Source organism: Desulfonatronum thiodismutans, assembly GCF_000717475.1.
GTDB lineage: Bacteria > Desulfobacterota > Desulfovibrionia > Desulfovibrionales > Desulfonatronaceae > Desulfonatronum > Desulfonatronum thiodismutans.
In genome coordinates this window covers 59,902-77,029 of record NZ_JPIK01000006.1, presented here as the reverse complement: position 1 = coordinate 77,029, position 17,128 = coordinate 59,902, and the positions used below count along the sequence as shown (strand labels likewise).

The 17,128-nt window shown below is 59.2% G+C and carries 17 protein-coding genes; 1 reads left to right on the top strand and 16 read right to left on the bottom strand.

The features are described from left to right. Positions 1–52: 52 nt before the first annotated feature. The 4 genes from GY33_RS0105780 to ilvN form a co-directional block, all read right to left on the bottom strand. The gene (locus GY33_RS0105780) at positions 53–1,075 is read right to left on the bottom strand and encodes a nickel/cobalt transporter (protein ID WP_051822339.1); all 1,023 of its coding nucleotides are present in this window, start codon (positions 1,073–1,075) and stop codon (positions 53–55) included. A gap of 52 nt (positions 1,076–1,127) precedes the next feature. Beyond that, positions 1,128–2,216: a butyrate kinase gene (gene buk, locus GY33_RS0105775; protein WP_031386429.1), complete on the bottom strand. Its 1,089-nt coding sequence runs from the start codon at positions 2,214–2,216 to the stop codon at positions 1,128–1,130. Positions 2,217–2,284: 68 nt separating this feature from the next. Further along, on the bottom strand, positions 2,285–3,199 hold the full coding sequence (locus tag GY33_RS0105770; protein ID WP_035271429.1) for a phosphate acyltransferase: 915 nt from the start codon (positions 3,197–3,199) through the stop codon (positions 2,285–2,287). Between the two features lie 35 nt (positions 3,200–3,234). Then, positions 3,235–3,714, bottom strand: a complete 480-nt coding sequence (ilvN, locus tag GY33_RS0105765; RefSeq protein WP_031386427.1) for an acetolactate synthase small subunit — start codon at positions 3,712–3,714, stop codon at positions 3,235–3,237. A gap of 316 nt (positions 3,715–4,030) precedes the next feature. Here ilvN and GY33_RS0105760 point away from each other — a divergent pair, with 316 nt between their 5' ends. Further along, complete coding sequence (locus tag GY33_RS0105760; protein WP_031386426.1) at positions 4,031–6,214, top strand: glutamine synthetase III family protein; 2,184 nt, start codon at positions 4,031–4,033, stop codon at positions 6,212–6,214. Between the two features lie 114 nt (positions 6,215–6,328). On the opposite strand, the gene GY33_RS0105755 is transcribed toward GY33_RS0105760, so the two are convergent. The 12 genes from GY33_RS0105755 to trpA all read right to left on the bottom strand — a co-directional run bounded on the left by GY33_RS0105755 (position 6,329) and on the right by trpA (position 17,110). After that, a complete protein-coding gene (locus GY33_RS0105755; RefSeq protein ID WP_031386425.1) occupies positions 6,329–6,829 on the bottom strand; it encodes a HyaD/HybD family hydrogenase maturation endopeptidase in 501 nt (166 codons plus the stop codon). A 116-nt stretch (positions 6,830–6,945) separates the two neighbouring features. After that, the gene (locus tag GY33_RS19005; protein WP_084184822.1) at positions 6,946–8,646 is read right to left on the bottom strand and encodes a nickel-dependent hydrogenase large subunit; all 1,701 of its coding nucleotides are present in this window, start codon (positions 8,644–8,646) and stop codon (positions 6,946–6,948) included. A gap of 55 nt (positions 8,647–8,701) precedes the next feature. Then, entirely contained in the window at positions 8,702–9,661 is a 960-nt protein-coding gene (locus tag GY33_RS0105745; protein WP_031386424.1) for a hydrogenase small subunit, read from the bottom strand. Positions 9,662–10,111: 450 nt separating this feature from the next. After that, on the bottom strand, positions 10,112–11,314 hold the full coding sequence (locus GY33_RS0105740; RefSeq protein ID WP_031386423.1) for an FprA family A-type flavoprotein: 1,203 nt from the start codon (positions 11,312–11,314) through the stop codon (positions 10,112–10,114). Positions 11,315–11,382: 68 nt separating this feature from the next. Further along, on the bottom strand, positions 11,383–11,541 hold the full coding sequence (gene rd / locus GY33_RS20325) for a rubredoxin (RefSeq protein WP_084184820.1): 159 nt from the start codon (positions 11,539–11,541) through the stop codon (positions 11,383–11,385). A 41-nt stretch (positions 11,542–11,582) separates the two neighbouring features. Next, positions 11,583–11,792, bottom strand: coding sequence for a rubredoxin (locus tag GY33_RS0105730; RefSeq protein WP_031386422.1), 210 nt, complete (start codon positions 11,790–11,792; stop codon positions 11,583–11,585). Positions 11,793–11,869: 77 nt separating this feature from the next. Continuing rightward, on the bottom strand, positions 11,870–12,244 hold the full coding sequence (locus GY33_RS0105725; RefSeq protein ID WP_028573293.1) for a desulfoferrodoxin: 375 nt from the start codon (positions 12,242–12,244) through the stop codon (positions 11,870–11,872). 143 nt (positions 12,245–12,387) lie between these two features. Then, positions 12,388–12,963: a rubrerythrin gene (gene rbr, locus GY33_RS0105720; RefSeq protein WP_031386421.1), complete on the bottom strand. Its 576-nt coding sequence runs from the start codon at positions 12,961–12,963 to the stop codon at positions 12,388–12,390. Between the two features lie 72 nt (positions 12,964–13,035). Next, on the bottom strand, positions 13,036–13,449 hold the full coding sequence (locus tag GY33_RS0105715) for a Fur family transcriptional regulator (protein ID WP_031386420.1): 414 nt from the start codon (positions 13,447–13,449) through the stop codon (positions 13,036–13,038). 252 nt (positions 13,450–13,701) lie between these two features. Next, a complete protein-coding gene (locus GY33_RS0105710) occupies positions 13,702–15,714 on the bottom strand; it encodes a methyl-accepting chemotaxis protein (protein ID WP_031386419.1) in 2,013 nt (670 codons plus the stop codon). A 17-nt stretch (positions 15,715–15,731) separates the two neighbouring features. Continuing rightward, positions 15,732–16,208, bottom strand: coding sequence for a cytochrome c family protein (locus GY33_RS0105705; protein WP_035271426.1), 477 nt, complete (start codon positions 16,206–16,208; stop codon positions 15,732–15,734). A gap of 125 nt (positions 16,209–16,333) precedes the next feature. Next, positions 16,334–17,110, bottom strand: a complete 777-nt coding sequence (trpA, locus tag GY33_RS0105700; RefSeq protein WP_031386417.1) for a tryptophan synthase subunit alpha — start codon at positions 17,108–17,110, stop codon at positions 16,334–16,336. Positions 17,111–17,128: the final 18 nt, after the last annotated feature.

Below are 17,128 nucleotides of genomic sequence, written 5' to 3'. Positions count from 1 at the left end.
CGGAACCGCCCGCGACCGATGGTCCCGGGCGGTTCAACCGTTTGGCCGGCAATCATACATACCCGGCGCTGAGCAGCAGGCTCGCGCCCAGAATGATGATCAGCAGCGCGCCCAGGCAGGCCAGGGTGCGGTGCAGGATGGCGAAGAGGCGTTTGGAGCGTCGGCTGACGTCGAGCACGGCGTTGGTGGAGCCGACGGTGATCAAGCCCAGGGCCGAGGCGGTCAGGCCCATACCCAAGGCCAGAGGGATCATGGCCATCAAGCCAGCCCAGAAGACGTTCAGACTGAGGGTGAAGAGCAGGATCAGGGCCGCTCCGGGGCAGGGCATCAGGCCGGTGGCCAGGGACAGCGTGACGATGTCCCTGGGGCTGGATCGCGGACACTCATCGGGCTCCTCGCCGGGCCTCTCCCTTGACGCCCGCCGCCAGTCGAACAAGGTCTTGCCCAGAAGAAAAAAACCGATGAGTGTGATCAGCGCATAGCTGATGGACTCCAACCTTCCCTCCACGGAGTGGAACGCGGCGATGTTCGCCCGGCCCAGGACCCAGGAAAGCCCGACGATGATCACCACCGCGGAAAGGATGTGGGTGGCGGTGATCAGGTTGCCGAACAGCAGGGCTTGTCGCCATGTTCCCCGGCGGGAAACGAAATAGGAACAGACGATGGATTTGCCGTGCCCCGGTCCCAGGGCGTGAATCACCCCGTAGAAAAACGAGAGCAGCAGCAACTGCCAAGTGGCCGCGCCCAAGGGGCGTTCCTGGATCTGGCGGGCATAGTTGGTCATCCGTTGGCGCAGGTCGCGTTGCAGGGCGACCATTTCGGCGAAGAACGGAGGCGTGATGCGCGGTCCCGCAGACGGAGGACGGGCCAAGGGACGGCCAGGATCTTCACGGGGGGCTTGCCCGACCTGCTCTTCCACGCCAGGACGGTGGTCCTCGGAAGGCTGTTCCACGGACGGAGCGGCGGGCCGCTCCCGGGACGGGGGCGTGAGAAACGGGTTTTGGGCCAGGGCCTGGCCTATGCAAAGCAGCACAAGCATGGCCGTAATCAGGGCGGTTATGGTGATGCGGATCATGCTGTGAGGGTACTTCCGGAAGGGAACGCGGGATGGTTATGAGAGATGGGTTTCAAAAAACATTGCCGACGTAGTCCTGGACCTCGGCCCCGCCTTCCAGGGCCGCCAGGGCACTTTCAGCCATAACCCGCGCCTCGGTCAACCCGAGGACCACCTCGACCCTGCCCCACGGCGTGAGCCGGGCACTCAGGTCGCGCACCAACAGTTCGCTGTGGGCCAGGCCGCCGGCGAGCACGATGGCGTCCACGGGCCGCGGATCGTCCGGGGTTACGAGAGCAGGCAGCAAGGATGCGACGTGCCTGGTCGTCGTATAGACGAAAGCGGCGACCACGGTTTTTGTCTTGGCGTTTCCTTGCTGGACCATCTCCTCAATTTCCCGGAAATCGTTGGTCCCCAAATGCGCGAACAACCCGCCTTCCCGGAGCACGGCCCGGCGCAGACCGGGAAGATCCATGACGCCGTCTTCCAAAAGCTGGAGCAGGGGCAGGATCGGCAGGGTTCCGCTCCGCTCCGGACTCATCGGCCCCTCCCCGTCCAGGGCGTTGGTCACATCCACCACCCGTCCGCGGCGATGCGCACCGATACTTACGCCTCCTCCCAGATGGGCGACGATGAATTTGCCGTTTTCGTAATTCTTGCCCAATCGGCGAGCCGCCTCCCGGGCCGCGCCGCGCTGGGACAAGGCATGGAAGGTGCTCCGTCGGCGAATGCACGGCAGACCGGTCAGTCTGGCCTCCGGACACAGTTCGTCCGTAACCACTGGGTCCACGATCAAAGCCGATCCCCCGAAGCGCCGCGAAATCTCCAGAGCCAACGGCGCACCCAGGTTGCAAGGATGCTCCCCGAAGCGTCGCAAACGCAAATCCTCAAGCATCCGCTCGTCAATCCGGTACACCCCGCCGGGCAACGGCGCCAGCAGTCCGCCCCTTCCGACCACGGCGTCCAGCCGATTTACACCTGCCTGATCGAGGACAGCCAGGATAGGTTCCAGGCGCAGCGCGAACTGGCTCCAGACATCGGAAAATCCGGCCAACTCGGAATTGGAATGCTGAACCTCGCGGGACAACGTCGGCTCCAGGCCGTGAAACAGGACGACCTTCGTGGAAGTGGAACCGGGGTTGATGGTCAGGATGGTTTGCATAGGCGTATCCTGAAACGTAGGAGATGCGGGTTGGTCGATCGCCACTGGTGCGAAGGCTTGGCCGCGCGTCACGTTCGTGTTGCCAGATAGACCGCCAGGGCCATGGAGAGCAGCTTGGATCGAGCGCTGTCGCCGCGGGAGGGAACAACGATGGGCACGGAACTGCCCACCACGACTCCGGCCACGTCCTGGCCGAGCAGGGTGTTCAGACATTTGTAGAGCACGTTGCCGCTCTCGATGTCCGGGGTGATCAGGATGTCGGCCTGGCCGGCGACCTCGTTCCGGAAGCGCTTGCTGGCCGCGGCCGCGGCCGAAAGCGCGAGGTCCAGGGCCATGGGACCGGCCACATGGGCGTCGCCAAAGGCTCCCTCCTCGCCCATGCGCGCAATCAGGTCCGCGTCCAGGGTGGACGGCATGGCCGGATAGTTGACCTTTTCCGTGGCCGCGAGCATGGCCGCCCTCGGAGCCGTCATCCCCAGGGCTCGGGCCACGGCCAGGGCGTTGCGCAGGATTTCCACCTTGCGCTGCAAATTGGGGCGGATGTTCACCGCGGCGTCGCTGAGCAGCATCAGCTTGCCGGAATGCGGGTTCTCAAACACCGTGACATGGCTGAGAATCCCCTGGGGCGGAACGCCGTTGGCCTTGTCCAGCACGGCCTTGAGCAGCGTACTCGTGGAAACCGCGCCCTTCATGATCAGCGCGGCCTCGCCCTCCCGGAACATCCGGACGGCCTCCCGCACCGCGGCCTCGTCGTCCGGAAGGTCGACGCAACGCAAGCCTGATAAGTCCGCGCCCAGGTCCTCGGCAATACGCCGGGTGGCGTCCATGTCGCCGATAAACACGGGCTCCACCACCCCGGCGGCGTACGCCTGCATCGCGGCTTCCAGCACAAAAGCGTCCCCGGAACGGGCAATAGCCAACTTTGGGTTTTGGTCAGCCGAGGCTGCAAAACGGATCAAATCGTCGAGGGAAGTAATGGTCATGGGAGTCATGGGGGGCACCGTCGCGACCGGAGATATCAGTCGTCCCCGCGCTTGAGGGCGATCATACCGGAGCGGCACAGGCTCTTGATGCCGTGGGGCTTGAGCATGTTGATCAACCCGTCCACGCGCTCCCGGTCCCCGCTCATCTCCACGGTGATGGTCCGCCGGCCCATACCCACCACGTTGGCCCGGAACACCTCGAAGATCTGCATGATTTGGGTGGTGTTGGCCGGGTCCATGGCTACCTTGACCAGGATCAGTTCCCGGTCCACGAATTCCTTGCGCCGTAGATCGTCCATACCGATGATCATGTCCATCGCGGCCATGTCCTCAGTGATCCGCTGGACATCCTCGTCGGACCCGTCCAGGCCGATGGTCAGCCGGGAGATGTCCGGATCCTCGGTTTCTCCGGCGGAGATGCTGCGGATGTTCACGTTATGCTTCCGGATGGCCTGAGCCATGTCGGCCAAGACTCCGGGTTTGTTTTTGGTCAATGCGGATATGGTCTGGGTCACGATGGTTCCTCCCTTCGGAAAAGTCGGCGCTGCCTACCAAAAATATTTTAACAAAAATGCAATTAATTGGCTTAAAATGACAAAAACAAGGTCAAAAGAATACAAAAATGAAAGACACCTTTGCGTGCCAAAAATTCAATCCACTGAAATATCTAAAAAAAGGTTCATGGAACACCTTTTGCTATAACCAAGCAAATTGGAAAGCCCTTGGCGAAATAAGAAGGGGTGATTCCGAACAGAACGTCAGGTTGCAAGGCCTTCATTTATTGAGGCCGGATATTTGTCAACACGAGAAGAGCTACAAAGGAGATTTTTCATGAGCGGAATCCAGTCACGTCTGAACGCCATTTCAGCGGTCACCAACTATGCACCCTCCGAGGCACCGCTGAACTTCGCGGAAACCAAACCTACGGATCTGTTCGGGTGCAACGTTTTCAACGACAAGGTGATGAAGGAACGCCTGCCCTCGGATGCCTACAAATCTTTGAAGAAAACCATCGAGTACGGCGAGAAGCTGGACCCGGCCCTGGCGGACATCGTGGCCAACGCCATGAAGGATTGGGCCATTGAGAAAGGGGCCACCCATTTCACTCACGTTTTCTACCCGCTAACCGGCCTGACCGCGGAAAAGCACGACGCCTTCCTGGTCCCGGACGGTAGCGGCGGCGCAATGGCCCAGTTCAGCGGCAAGCTGCTGATCCAGGGCGAGCCGGATGCCTCCAGCTTTCCCTCCGGGGGGTTGCGGACCACCTTCGAAGCCCGCGGCTACACGGCTTGGGACGTGACCAGTCCGGCCTACATTCTGGAGAATCCCAACGGAACCTTCCTGTGCATTCCCACGGCTTTCGTCTCCTGGACAGGCGAAGCCCTGGACAAAAAGACGCCGCTTCTGCGCTCCTTGCAGGCCCTGAACAAACAGGCCAAGCGCGTGCTCAGCCTGTTCGGCGTGGAGACCAAGCTCCCGGTGACCTCCTATGCCGGCCCGGAACAGGAATACTTCCTGGTCGACCGCAACTTCGTCTTCACCCGCCCCGACCTGCTCATCGCCGGTCGTAGCCTGTTCGGCGCTAAGCCGGCCAAGGGCCAGGAATTCGAGGACCAGTACTTTGGAGCCATTCCGCGCCGCGTCCTCTCTTTCATGATGGAAGTGGAGCGGGAATTGTACAAGCTGGGCGTTCCCGTGAAGACCCGACACAACGAAGTCGCTCCCGGGCAGTATGAAATCGCGCCGATTTTCGAGGCCGGCAACTTGGCCACGGACCACAATCAACTGGTGATGACCGTGCTGCGAACCGTGGCCAAGCGCTACGGCATGGAGTGCCTGCTGCACGAGAAGCCTTTTGCCGGGATCAACGGCTCCGGAAAGCACCTGAACTACTCCATCGGCAACGCCGAACTGGGCAGTCTGTTCGATCCGGGCGAAACACCCCATGAAAACGCTCAATTCCTGATCTTTTGCGCCGCGGCCATCCGGGCCGTGCATAAATTCGGCGCGTTGTTGCGGGCCACCGTGGCCACGGCTTCCAACGACCATCGCCTCGGTGCCAACGAGGCCCCTCCGGCAATCATGTCCGTCTATCTGGGCGCGCAATTGACCGACGTGTTTGACCAAATCAAGGCCGGGGCCGTACGGGGAAGCAAAAAGAAGGACGCCCTGACCGTGGGCGTGGACACCCTGCCGCCGCTGCCCATGGACCCGGGCGACCGCAACCGGACCAGTCCCTTCGCCTTTACGGGCAACCGCTTCGAGTTTCGCGCCGTGGGCTCTGCCCAGTCCATCGCCGGGCCGCAGGTGGCCCTGAACACGATGATGTCCGAGTCCCTGGACTACATGGCCACGGAACTGGAAAAAGCCACCAAGGGCGATCCCGGAAAGCTGAACAACGCCGTCCAGGCTCTGCTCAAAAAAGTCATCACCGAGCACGAAGCCATCGTCTTCAACGGAGACGGTTATTCAGAGGAATGGCACAAGGAAGCTGAAAAACGGGGGCTGCCCAACCTGAAGACAACCCCCGAAGCCTTGCCCGAAATTACCAGCAAGCCGGTGATCGAGCTGTTCAAAACCTACGGGGTGCTCTCCGAGGCGGAACTGCATTCCCGCCAGGAAATTTACCTGGAACAGTACAGCAAGACCATCAACACTGAGGCCAACCTGGCCATCCGCCTGGCCAAGACCGTGATTTTCCCCGCCGCCATGCGCTACCAGGGCGAGTTGGCCGCCACCTGCGCCAACCTCAAGGCCATCGGCCACGACGTGAAGATGATCACCCTGGAAGACGTGACCGCCAAATTGCGCACCCTGCAGAAGGCCGTGGGCGATTTAGAGGCCTTGCTGGGGAAAATCCCTCACGGGGATACCCTCAAGGAAGCCAAGTACTTCTGCGAGAAGATCCTTCCGGCGATCAACACGGTCCGCGAATGGGCCGACTCCCTGGAGACGGTGGTGGCCGACGATCTGTGGGCCCTGCCCAGCTACCAGGAGATGCTGTTCATCAAATAGTTTTCCGCCCCTCCCAACCGGAAACGCAAAAGGCCGCCCATGTGGGCGGCCTTTTGCGTGGTGAAACCATACTCCGTGACGCGGCAGGTTCCATCTTTAGGAAGCGACCGCGCGTTATTGCGTAATTGGGTGATACTCGCCGCCGTGTTCCGTGATTTCCCGGAGTACGGCCCGACAGAGGTCTTCCAGGCGGGCCTGGCAGGGCGGGGTCAAGTCCGTGCCCCAGGGATCGAAATCCTTGGGCTCCATGCCGATGACCACGGTTTCCGGGCAGTTGCCCAAAAGCTTGCAGGTGGCCAGGGTTTCCAGAAGGTCGGTCTGGTGCATGGAGTTCTTGAAGGCCACGCTCTTGCCCATCTCCACGCCGGTCAGCCGGTACAGCGTTCCCGGCTCGCCGCCGTTGACCACGGCGTCCACGACGATCAACCTGTCGAACTCCATGATCGGCTCCATTAACGCCATGCCCAGGGTGCCGCCGTCCATGAGTTCGACGTTGGAGGAAAAGGAGTACTCGGCGCGCAGCTTTTCCACGGTCTTCACGCCGACGCCCTCGTCCTTGAGCAGAATATTGCCCACGCCAAGGACCAAAATTTTCGGGGAGTTCTGTTCGTTCATCGGATTTTCCAAATACAGAGAGCGAAGATTCCCCGACCCACGGGGTTCCTTCGCTCTCCGTGCATGCATACCGTCCGGCGTCGCGAAAGGCAACGCCGGACGGTCAGGTTATGTGGTTACAGGACCTTGAACTCGTGGACCTGGTTGGTCTTGGAGTCGATGACGTGCACGCCGCAGGCGATACAGGGATCAAAGGAGTGCACGGTGCGCAACAATTCCACGGGGCGTTTCGGATCGGCGATGGGCGTGTTGATCAGCGCCTCTTCCACCGGTCCCAGCTTGCCCTTGGCACAGCGCGGTCCGAGGTTCCAGGTGGAGGGGACAACAAGCTGGAAGTTCTCGATCTTGCCGCCCTTGATCTTGATCCAGTGGCTCAACGCGCCGCGGGGCACGTCGGCGAATCCGACACCTTCGGCCTCGTCGGGCATTTCATGGTTTTCGGCGATCTTGTTGTTTCCGCTCTTCAGGTTGTCCACCAGCTCGTCCAACCAGTCTTCCATCTTCTGAGCGACGGTCAGGGTGTGGATGCCGCGGGCCGCGGTTCGGCCCAGGGTGGAGTGCAGGGCTTCGGGGCCCACGCCGAGGTGGTTCAGGACCAGGTCCACGGCGGCGACGGTCTCGGGCTGACCCTTGCCGTAGGCCACCAGCACGGCGGCCAGCGGGCCGACTTCCATAGGCTCGTCCTGATACCGCGGAGCCTTCATCCAGGAGTAGCGCTCGGTGTCGCCCAGCTTGGTGTACTTGGGCTCGGTCACGCCCTCGTAGGGATGGCGGGCCTCGGAACCTTCGTACCAGCTGGCGGCCACGTGCTCGTAGATGGCCTTGGGATCAACGTCCTGGACGTTGGACAGGTCGCGGTTCATGATCACGCCGGGCGGCAGCCAGCGGCTCTTAAGATCTCTTTCGTTCTTCGGGAACTCGCCGAAGGCCAGGTAGTTGGTGCATCCGCCGATGCCGGCCCAGTCCTTGTAGTAGGAAGCCACGGTCAGCAGGTCCGGAATGTACATCTGCTCGATGAATTCCCGGGTTTCGCGCAACAGGGATCGGTACTCTTCCAGCCGCTCGGGCCGCAGGGATTCGTAGCAGGTCACCCCGCCGCTGATGGTGAACTGGGTGTGCGGGACCTTGCCGCCGAAGATGGCGATGGCCCGGGTGGCCTTGATCTGCAGGCGCAGGGCCTCCAGGTAGTGGGCTGTGGCGATCAGGTTCACTTCCGGCGGCAGGTAGTAGGCCGGATGCCCGCCCAGGAAATCGGCGTTGGTAAAAATGCCGAGCTGACCCTGGTTGACGAAGGTGGTCAGACGCTCTTGAACGGCCCTCAAATCTTCAGCCTTGGTCGGGCGCGGGGAGATGTTGTTGGCGATCTTGGCGGCCTTGACCGGATCGGCCTGCAAGGCGCTGGTGACGTCGACCCAGTCCAGGGCGTGCAGGACGTAGAAGTGGATGAAATGGTCGGCGACGATTTGCGAAGCCATGACCAGGTTGCGGATGATCCGGGCATTATCAGGAATTTCGACGCCCACGGCGTCGTCCAGGCATCGGGTGGATGCCAGGGCATGTGTGTAGTTTCAGACCCCGCACGCGCGAGCGGTGAAGTGCTGCGCGTCTCTTGGGTCGCGACCCTTCAAAATGGTCTCCAGACCACGGTACAATTGGGAGCTGGAACGGGCGTTGACGACTTTGCCGTTGTCCACTTCCACTTCCAGACGCAGATGGCCCTCAATCCGGGTCAACGGATCGACGACAATCGGCCCGGAGTAGGCGCTTTGCGGCGTCACCGGAATGACCGGTGCGGCTTGGGGCTTACAGCCTGACATGGTATGTCCTCCTTACGATAGGTTTCGTGATTCACGGTTTACAAATCAAGGCAGCCTAGACCGGCTTGTAGAACGGGCTCAGCTGATCCCAGAATTTCGGCTCGCTGCAACCGATGCAGGGATGGCCGGCTTCCACGGGCCAATTTGTCTCGTTGAACTTGACCTTGGGGCAGTTATTGTAGGTGTCCGGGCCCTTGCAGCCGACTTCGTACAAGCACCATCCCTTCCTGGCTTCCTCGGAATCAAAGGACGGGGCGAACTCATAATTGAAGAAATGGTCCAGGCGCTCGCACAGTTCGTGAACCGATTCGCCGTAAAACATCTTCGGGCGGTTGAGGCGGTCCAAATCGGGCATGCCCTTGGTCAACAAATGGACCACGGTGCCCACGAAATTGTACGGGCTGGGCGGACAGCCGGCGACATTGATGGCTCGGGTCGGAAGACCGAGGTGCTCCATCAGCTCGTTCACGCCCATGGCGTCGGTGGGGTTCGGATCAGCGGCCTGGACCCCGCCGAAGGTTGCGCAGGCACCGATGGCAATCACGGCCTGGGCCTTGGGCAGGTACTTCTGGGCCATTTCCAGCATGGTATGTCCGCCGACCATGCCGTGGATGCCATTGTCCTTGGTGGGAATGGCACCTTCAACCACGGCGATGAATCCGTGGGGCGAGTTCACGGCCTGTGCCAAGGCGTCCTCGGCGGCGTCGCCGGCGGCGGCCATCAATGTTTCGTGATAATCCAAGGAAATGGTGTCCAGAAGCAATTCGTCGATGTACGGGCTGACGGTCCGGACCACGGCCATGGAGCAACCGGTGCATTCCGCGAAGTGAAAGTAGACCACCGAGGGTCTGCGGGGATCGGTCAGCGCGGCGGCGACCTGCTTGGCGAACGAGGCTTCCATGCCCATGACAGCGGCGACGGTCGCACAGAATTTCATGAAGTCGCGGCGATTCACGCCACGGCATTCGAGCCGTTTCTCGGCTCCTTCCTTTGCCAGACCAACACTGAGTCTCATAACCCACCTCCGTTTAAACGGTTAAACAGGAAGAAATCGCCTTTGGTGAAAAGCATTTAAGGTAAAGGTTTTCAGACATTGAAAAAATGTCGTTTCTCAGAGCCGGACGGAATCGTCATCTTACGACTCCAGAGCCTGTGAAAAAAAGAACATTTCAACGCAATGCTTTTCCAAAGTATGGTGAATTACCTAGCCCCGCGACAGGAGCATGTCAACCAAAAGGGGCTGGGAGCACGCTTTTTTGTTTTATCTTACGAAAAGGCAACTGTTTGGCAAGGGATAGTACCCCAAGTCTGTCGGGATTCATTCCCGTGAAAAAGGCAACGTTCATACTCTTGGAGCGCACCAATGAGAAAGGGCGCTCTCATGAGCGCCCTTTGCTTTCGTTCGATCCGGCTCCGTCCGGAATGAACGGAGCGGCGAAGGTTGGTCGTATGATCCGTGAGAAATCTACTCAGGAACGCGAGCGATCACTTCTCGTCCGATCTTACTGCCAAACTCCTGGCAGGCGGCCAGATCCTGGTCAGTGGGGACGTTTTTGACACGCAGCGGTTCGGCGACAATCTCCACCTTGGCGGATTGCAGGAACTCGGAAATCTGCTTGGCCGCCTCGCCGCTCCAGCCGTAGGAGCCGAAGGCCGCACCAATTTTGCCTTGCGGCTTGAGCCCTTTCATGTAGGTCAGCATATCCGCGAGCAACGGGAGCATCCCGTTGTTGTGGGTTGGAGAACCGGCAACAACGGCTTGGGCCTCCATGATGAACGGCATGACGTCGCTGTGATGAGCTGTTTTCAAGGAAAACAGCTGCACGCTGACACCCTCGGCGATGATTCCGTCGGCAATGGCCCTGGCCATCCGCTCGGTGCTCTTCCACATGGTATCGTAAAAGACCACGGCCTTGCGCTGGGGTTTTTGGGTGCTCCACTCTCCGTACTTGGCCAGGATTTCCGGGATGTGGGTTCGCCAGATCAGTCCGTGGTCCGGGGCGATCATGTCGATGTCCCAGCCCACTTCCCCGACCTTGGCCAACAGCTTTTGGACCAGCGGGGAGAAGGGCAGGATGATGTTCGCGTAGTAACTGGCGGCCAAATCGAACAGGAGGCTTTGATCAACTTGGTCGTCGAACCGTTCGCTGGAAGCCAGATTCTGGCCGAAGGCGTCGCTGGAAATGAGCAGCTTGTCCTCCGGCAGGAACGAAAACATGCTGTCCGGCCAGTGCAGCATCTTGGTTTCCAGAAAGGTGACCGTTCGTTTGCCCAGGCTGATGTTGTCCCCAGTGGCTACGACCTCGTAAGGCCAGTCCTCGCGGTGGTAGTGGCTGATCAGAGCCTGCTTGGCGATGGGCGAGCAGAACACTTTTTCCGGTTTGACGATGTCCATGATCTTGGGCAGTGCCCCGGAATGGTCCGGCTCCACATGGTTGACGATCAGGTAGTCGATTTGTTCCGGATCAATGGTGGCCTTGAGGCAACGGAGCAACTCGTCCACATGATTCGCGGGAACCAAGTCGAAAAGGGCGATTTTTTCGTCCTTGACCAGGTAGGCGTTGTAGGTGGTGCCTCGCCGGGCAAGGGAGTAGCCGTGAAAGTCCCTGAGGTTCCAATCCACGGAACCGACCCAGAAAATATCCTTTTTGATTTCGACTGGCAGCATTCATGTTCTCCAATGAAAAAGCCCTCTCCCGGACTCTGGGAGAGGGCTTGATGAGGTGATGATCCGGTTTACCCTTCCGGCTCGAAATTATCCTTGGACGCTCCACAGACCGGGCAGGCCCAGTCAGCCGGAATATCATCGAAGCTGGTACCCGCCGCGACGCCGCTGTCCGGATCGCCGTCCGCCGGGTCGTAAACGTAACCGCAGATACTGCATACATATCGCATAAGCGACTCCTTGTTAAGCTAGAGGTTACCGCCGTCCTATATTATGGTGCTTCTTCCGCGGCCGAACCGGGTCCGGCCAAGGGCCGAAACGATTTTGGGCCAGCTCCGCAGACCGGACATTTCCAGGTTTCAGGAAGGTCTTGAAATGCCGTTCCAGCGGGAATCTTTCCCCGCTTGTCGCCCCGGTCGGGGTTGTAGATACATCCGCAGTTCGTGACCTGGCATTGATACATTTCTTCCGGGCTGGCCATGCTTTCTCCCTGTATTCCCCGCCGTAGGGCGGGTTAGTCGTCAAACGAGATGCCGGTTCGAAAAACAAGCCGCCCCGCTAGGCCTTCCAAAGGCCGTGCAGATTGCAGTATTCACGAGCCGTGACCTGTTCGGCCTGGATACAGAATTCAGCAACGGGCTCTTGGCCGGGTTGCAGGAACTGCTTGTAGGACTTGCCGTCCGCGATGATCTCAATCCATTCGATGTAGTGCTTGGCTTCCATGGGGTGGAGAGTGCTCCCTACGGTCACCTTGTAGCCGTTGGCCGTTTTCTCCACCACGGGCACATGTTTTTCCTTGGCGGCGTCCACGGTGTTCTCGGTCATCAACTTCATGGGTTCGCCGCAACAGACCAGTTCTCCGCCACCGCCATGCAGCACGTCAATGATATTGCCGCACAGATCACACTTGTACACTTCATGTTGTTGGGCCATTCCTACGCTCCTTGTCTGGTTCATGGGGTATAAGGATAAGGTGAAGCCTATTCGGATACCGTCCGCCCGTCAAACCCTTTCCGGGGGTTTTCGCCCGGCCGAAAAAAATCTCGAAAGACACTTCCGGCCGGGCACGGTTAACCCTACCAGTTCTCTTTGAGAACTTCGAAATGAGCCTGGGGATGGTCGCAGGCCGGACAACTATGGGGGGCCTTTGACCCATTGCCGACATAACCGCAATTGCGACACCGCCACGTCACTGAAACGTCTTTCAGGAAGACCTTGCCGGACTGAATGTTCGCGGCCAACTCGCGGTACTGCTTTTCGTGCTGCCGCTCAGCTACGGCAATGGCTTCCATGGCCGCGGCGATTGCGGGGAATCCTTCCTCTTTGGCAACCTTGGCGAAGCTCGGATACATCTCGGTCTGCTCATGGTGCTCGCCTTCGGCCGCGGCGATCAGGTTGTCATAAGTGTTGCCGATCACCCCGGCCGGAAAGGAGGCCGTGATTTCCACCTCGCCGCCTTCCATGAACTTGAACAGACGCTTGGCATGTTCCTTTTCCTGGTTGGCCGTTTCCTCGAAAATAAAGGAAATCTGCTCGTACCCTTCCTTCTTGGCCTGCTTGGAGAAGTAGGTGTACTTGTTGCGTGCCTGGGACTCCCCGGCAAAGGCGATCAGCAGGTTCTTTTCGGTTTGGGTTCCTTTCAGTCCGCTCATGATGGTGTCCTCCATAGGTTTCGTAGGGTTTCGTGGTTTTCAAAACATGTCGCGCATCGAGAGAACGCTTCGTCAACCTTCTTCACGCGCCGTCACGCAATCCGCGCAGATGCCGTACAGTTCGAGCCAGTGCCCGGTGATCCGAAATTCACTCTCGGCTTCAAGGGCGGGGTCCCGGCGCATGACCACCGAAGCGGCGTCCGGAGGTAAATCCCCAACCTTTCCGCACTCAACGCAGCAGACATGCAGATGCGGGTCCACGAACGCATCGAACCGCATTTGTGGACCGATCTTGTCCAGCTTGCGGATGAGTCCCTGGGAATGCAAAAACTCCAAGTTGCGGTAGATGGTCCCAAGGCTGACGTGGGAAAGCCGCTTGCGCACCAAGTCGTAAACCTCGTCGGCAGTGGGGTGCGTCCGGGTCCCTCGTAGCTCTTCAAGGATGATTTTTCGCTGTGGCGTTAAACGAAGATTGGGTTTCGGCATGATCAGCGTCCTTCTGTTGCGTGAACGAGAACTATTCCTATTAACTCTCGGGCCGCTTGTCAAGCCCCTCGAGAAAACAGGGAACTGAACCTCTCGTGCTCAGCGAAGTGGTGCTCGTTGTCGTAATCGAAAAGAATTCAAGCGGACCAAACGGAGCCCCGTGAAAAAAACACAGGGGGCGGCCCCGGCAATGCCCGGACCGCCCCCCTGTTTTCATTCGCGTCGAAACTACGTTGAGATACCCGTGCCCGATCAATTAGTCTGGAACTTCTTGACCAGTTCGGTCAGACGCTCCGACATTTGCGAGATTTCCTGAATACCACGGTCCGCTTCCTGAATATCCTGACTGTTGGCCATGGACAATTGGCTGACTTGGCCGATGCTTTCATTGATTTCGTCGCTGGTCACGGATTGCTGCTCAGCGGCTGTTGCGATGGTCCGGATCATGTCCGCCATGGATTCGGAGCGCTCAACGATTGTTTGCAGAGCTTCCCCGGCGACCAGGGCCTTGTCGGCCGTGTTTTCGACCACGGACCGGGTTTGCTCCATTTTCTCCACGGCACTTCGGGTGCTGGTCTGGATCGTGGTGATCACTTCTTCCACCTGCTTGGTGGCTTGTACCGTACGCTCTGCGAGCTTACGAACCTCGTCGGCGACAACGGCGAAACCGCGTCCGGCGTCTCCGGCCCGGGCCGCCTCAATGGCCGCGTTCAGGGCCAAGAGATTGGTCTGATCGGCGATATCATTGATCACATTCAAGACCTGTCCGATATCCTCGGCCCGCTGCGCCAGATCGTTCAGGGAGCGGGCCAAGGCGTCCGTATCCTGAGCCACGCGCTTTACGTCGTCCACCGTCTCCCGGACGCCCTGACCACCCTCCTTGGCGCTCTGCGTTGCCTGGGCCGCGGCTTCGGCGGTTTGGGCCGAACTGCGGGCGACCTCAATGACCGTGGCCGTCATCTGATTCATGGCCGTGGCCGCCTGGGTGGTCTGTGACTCGGTCATCCCGATGCGGTCGCTGACCGTGATCATCTGGTCCGAGAGCCTTTGGGCCATGCTCCGCAGAGAGTTTGACACCTCGGTTACATCGCGGGCAACGACAAGCAGATTATCCTGCTGCTTCTGAATCCGGGCCTTGGCTTCTTCCTCCTGAGTCAGATCGATAATCACCCCAATGGCACCTATCACCTGACCCTGTGCGTTTTTGAGCGGTGAAACCTCACGGTATATCGGCACATTGTGTCCATCAGGGTGGGCGTATTCCCGTTTTCCTTTGACAATCGTGCCTTCGCGAATGACCTGGGAGGCGGCGCAGGAGCCCGGGGCCACCCCCATCATCTCACATGTCGCGCGCCCGAGGATGCTTTCTCTGGATTTGCCGAGCAACTCAACAGCCTGGTCGTTGATAAAAGTGACCTGTTCATCATGGTCCGTCACGTAGAGGGGGACGGCAATGCCCTCCAGAACCTCTTTGTTGTATTCCAGTTGGTCCTGGATACTTTTGACCATTGTCCCCAGGTTGCGGGCCAGGCGGCCCAGTTCATCGGAACCGGTGATGTCAAAGGTGACGGAGTAGTCGCCCTGACTGATCTTCTGGCTAGCGTCGCTCAGCGTCGCGATTTTTCCGACAACGGCTCTGCGCATGAAAATCAGCAAACTGGCCAACAAAATGGCGAACCCGCCAAGGGAAAGCGCCGCTCCTTTGACTTGATGGTCTCTGAGCGTCGCCATTTCCACGCCCACGTCCTGAAAAACCAGCATGGCGCCCAAAATGGGTTGGGATCGGCCATGGCAATGATAACAGCCAGGTTCATTAGGGATTGAACGGAGGCGAACATAATACGGCCCCTCCGCGGTATCCAAAAGTACGGCCCGATCCGTCACCTTGCTCAGCCCCTCGCGCAGGACTTCTCGAATGACCTCCTGACCATGAACGGACGTCATGTCCTTGCGAACGGCGGCGGGTTGTGTCGCGTAGGTGATGTTGCCTCGGAAATCAGTCAAGAAGACATCAATATCAGCGTACAGGTTCTCGACCTTGGTGAACTGGTCCCGAGTTCCCTCGTCGTCGCCGATGATCATCGGCTCCTCGATGGCCATTTGTAGCAGATCCGACACCCGTGAGCCCATGGCATCGATCTGATACATGGTGTCGGTGCGTTGCCAGTACGAATTGACAAGCAACAACACCACGAAAACCGATGCCGTCAAGATGGTGACCAGAATGAGAATCTTTGCTCCCAGGGAGTTACGCAATATATTCATGATCGTCTCCCTTGCGGTCAATGCGCCCCGCTGTAAATCAGCGGCTTGTAGTTGATTACCTGGACCCGCTCGTCTTCATGGCACGGACGGCAGACGTCGAGAGTCAGATTGCCGACGATGTCGTCCCGATGGCCTGTCCTGGCATGCACGGAGCCCGGACCGTGACAGCTTTCACACCCCACATGGGCCATCTCCGGGGTTTCCTCGAAGCTTCGAAATCCTCCCGGCTGGCCATACCCGGTAGTATGACACTCGTAACATTCACGAAGCTCCTCCGGTGTCAGCTTGGGCGCCATCAGCCGGACACTGTGGTCGGATTTGGCTTTGTTGGCGTGTGCCGTAAACCGTTCATACTCATCCGGATGACAGTACGAGCACTCCTTGGATCCTACGAAGTTTGCGCCCGTCGGCCCCTGCGCGCCAATCACCAGCGGCAGAAGAAACGCCAGGGCGAACCATAGGATCAAGATGGTCCCGAACGTTACCTTTTTCATCATCGCCTCCAGTTTAGGTCCAACATACAAAAAAGTATCACAAAAATGAAAAGCATTAGAATATACAAGACTTTCTTGCTCCGCTTTCTAGTCAAGGCTTGTGAAAAAAGCAACGTATATAGAAATTACCGAGCTATCATCCAGGGGACCAGAAAATCACCAACCTTTCCGGTCGCATCCAGGTGTCGGATCAAAGCACTTCCCATGACCACCCCGTCCACCACGGTTTCCACGCCTTGGAGTTGGGCCGGGGAATGCAGACCAAAGCCCAGGGCCAGGGGTATGGAAAAAGATTGCCTGGCCTGGATCAGGGCGTTCCGGAGTTCTTCCGGCAACGCATCCCGGACTCCCGTGGTACCCATGACCGAGACAAAATAGACGAAGCCCGCGGCTTTATCTGCATGCATCCGGAGCCGCTCCATGGAGCTGTTCAGGCCGACCAGCGGGATCAGGGCGATGCCCTGCTCCTGAAGGACATTTCGAATCTCGTCGCTCTCTTCCAGGGGCAGATCGGCGATGATCAGCCCGTTCACTCCGGCCTGGGCCGCGTCCAGGGCCAGCTTGGGAATACCGTACTGCAGAAAAGGGTTCATATAGCCCATCAACACGATCCCAGCCTGGATGGCCGAGCGCCTCTGGGTCAGCTCTTCCAGAATCCATCCCAAGGTTACGCCTTGTTCCAAACAACACAACGCCGCCTGCTCCACCACCGGTCCGTCGGCCACGGGATCGGAAAAAGGCACGCCGACCTCGATGATGTCCGCGCCCGCGGCGTCCAGATCCTCGATGTGCTTCCAAAAAGCATCCTTGGTCGGATATCCTGCGGGCAGGTAGGGCATAACGGCCTTGCGCCCCTGGGCCATGGCTTGATTAATCTTATCGGTCAAATGACTTGTGGACATTAGGGTTCTCCGAATAGT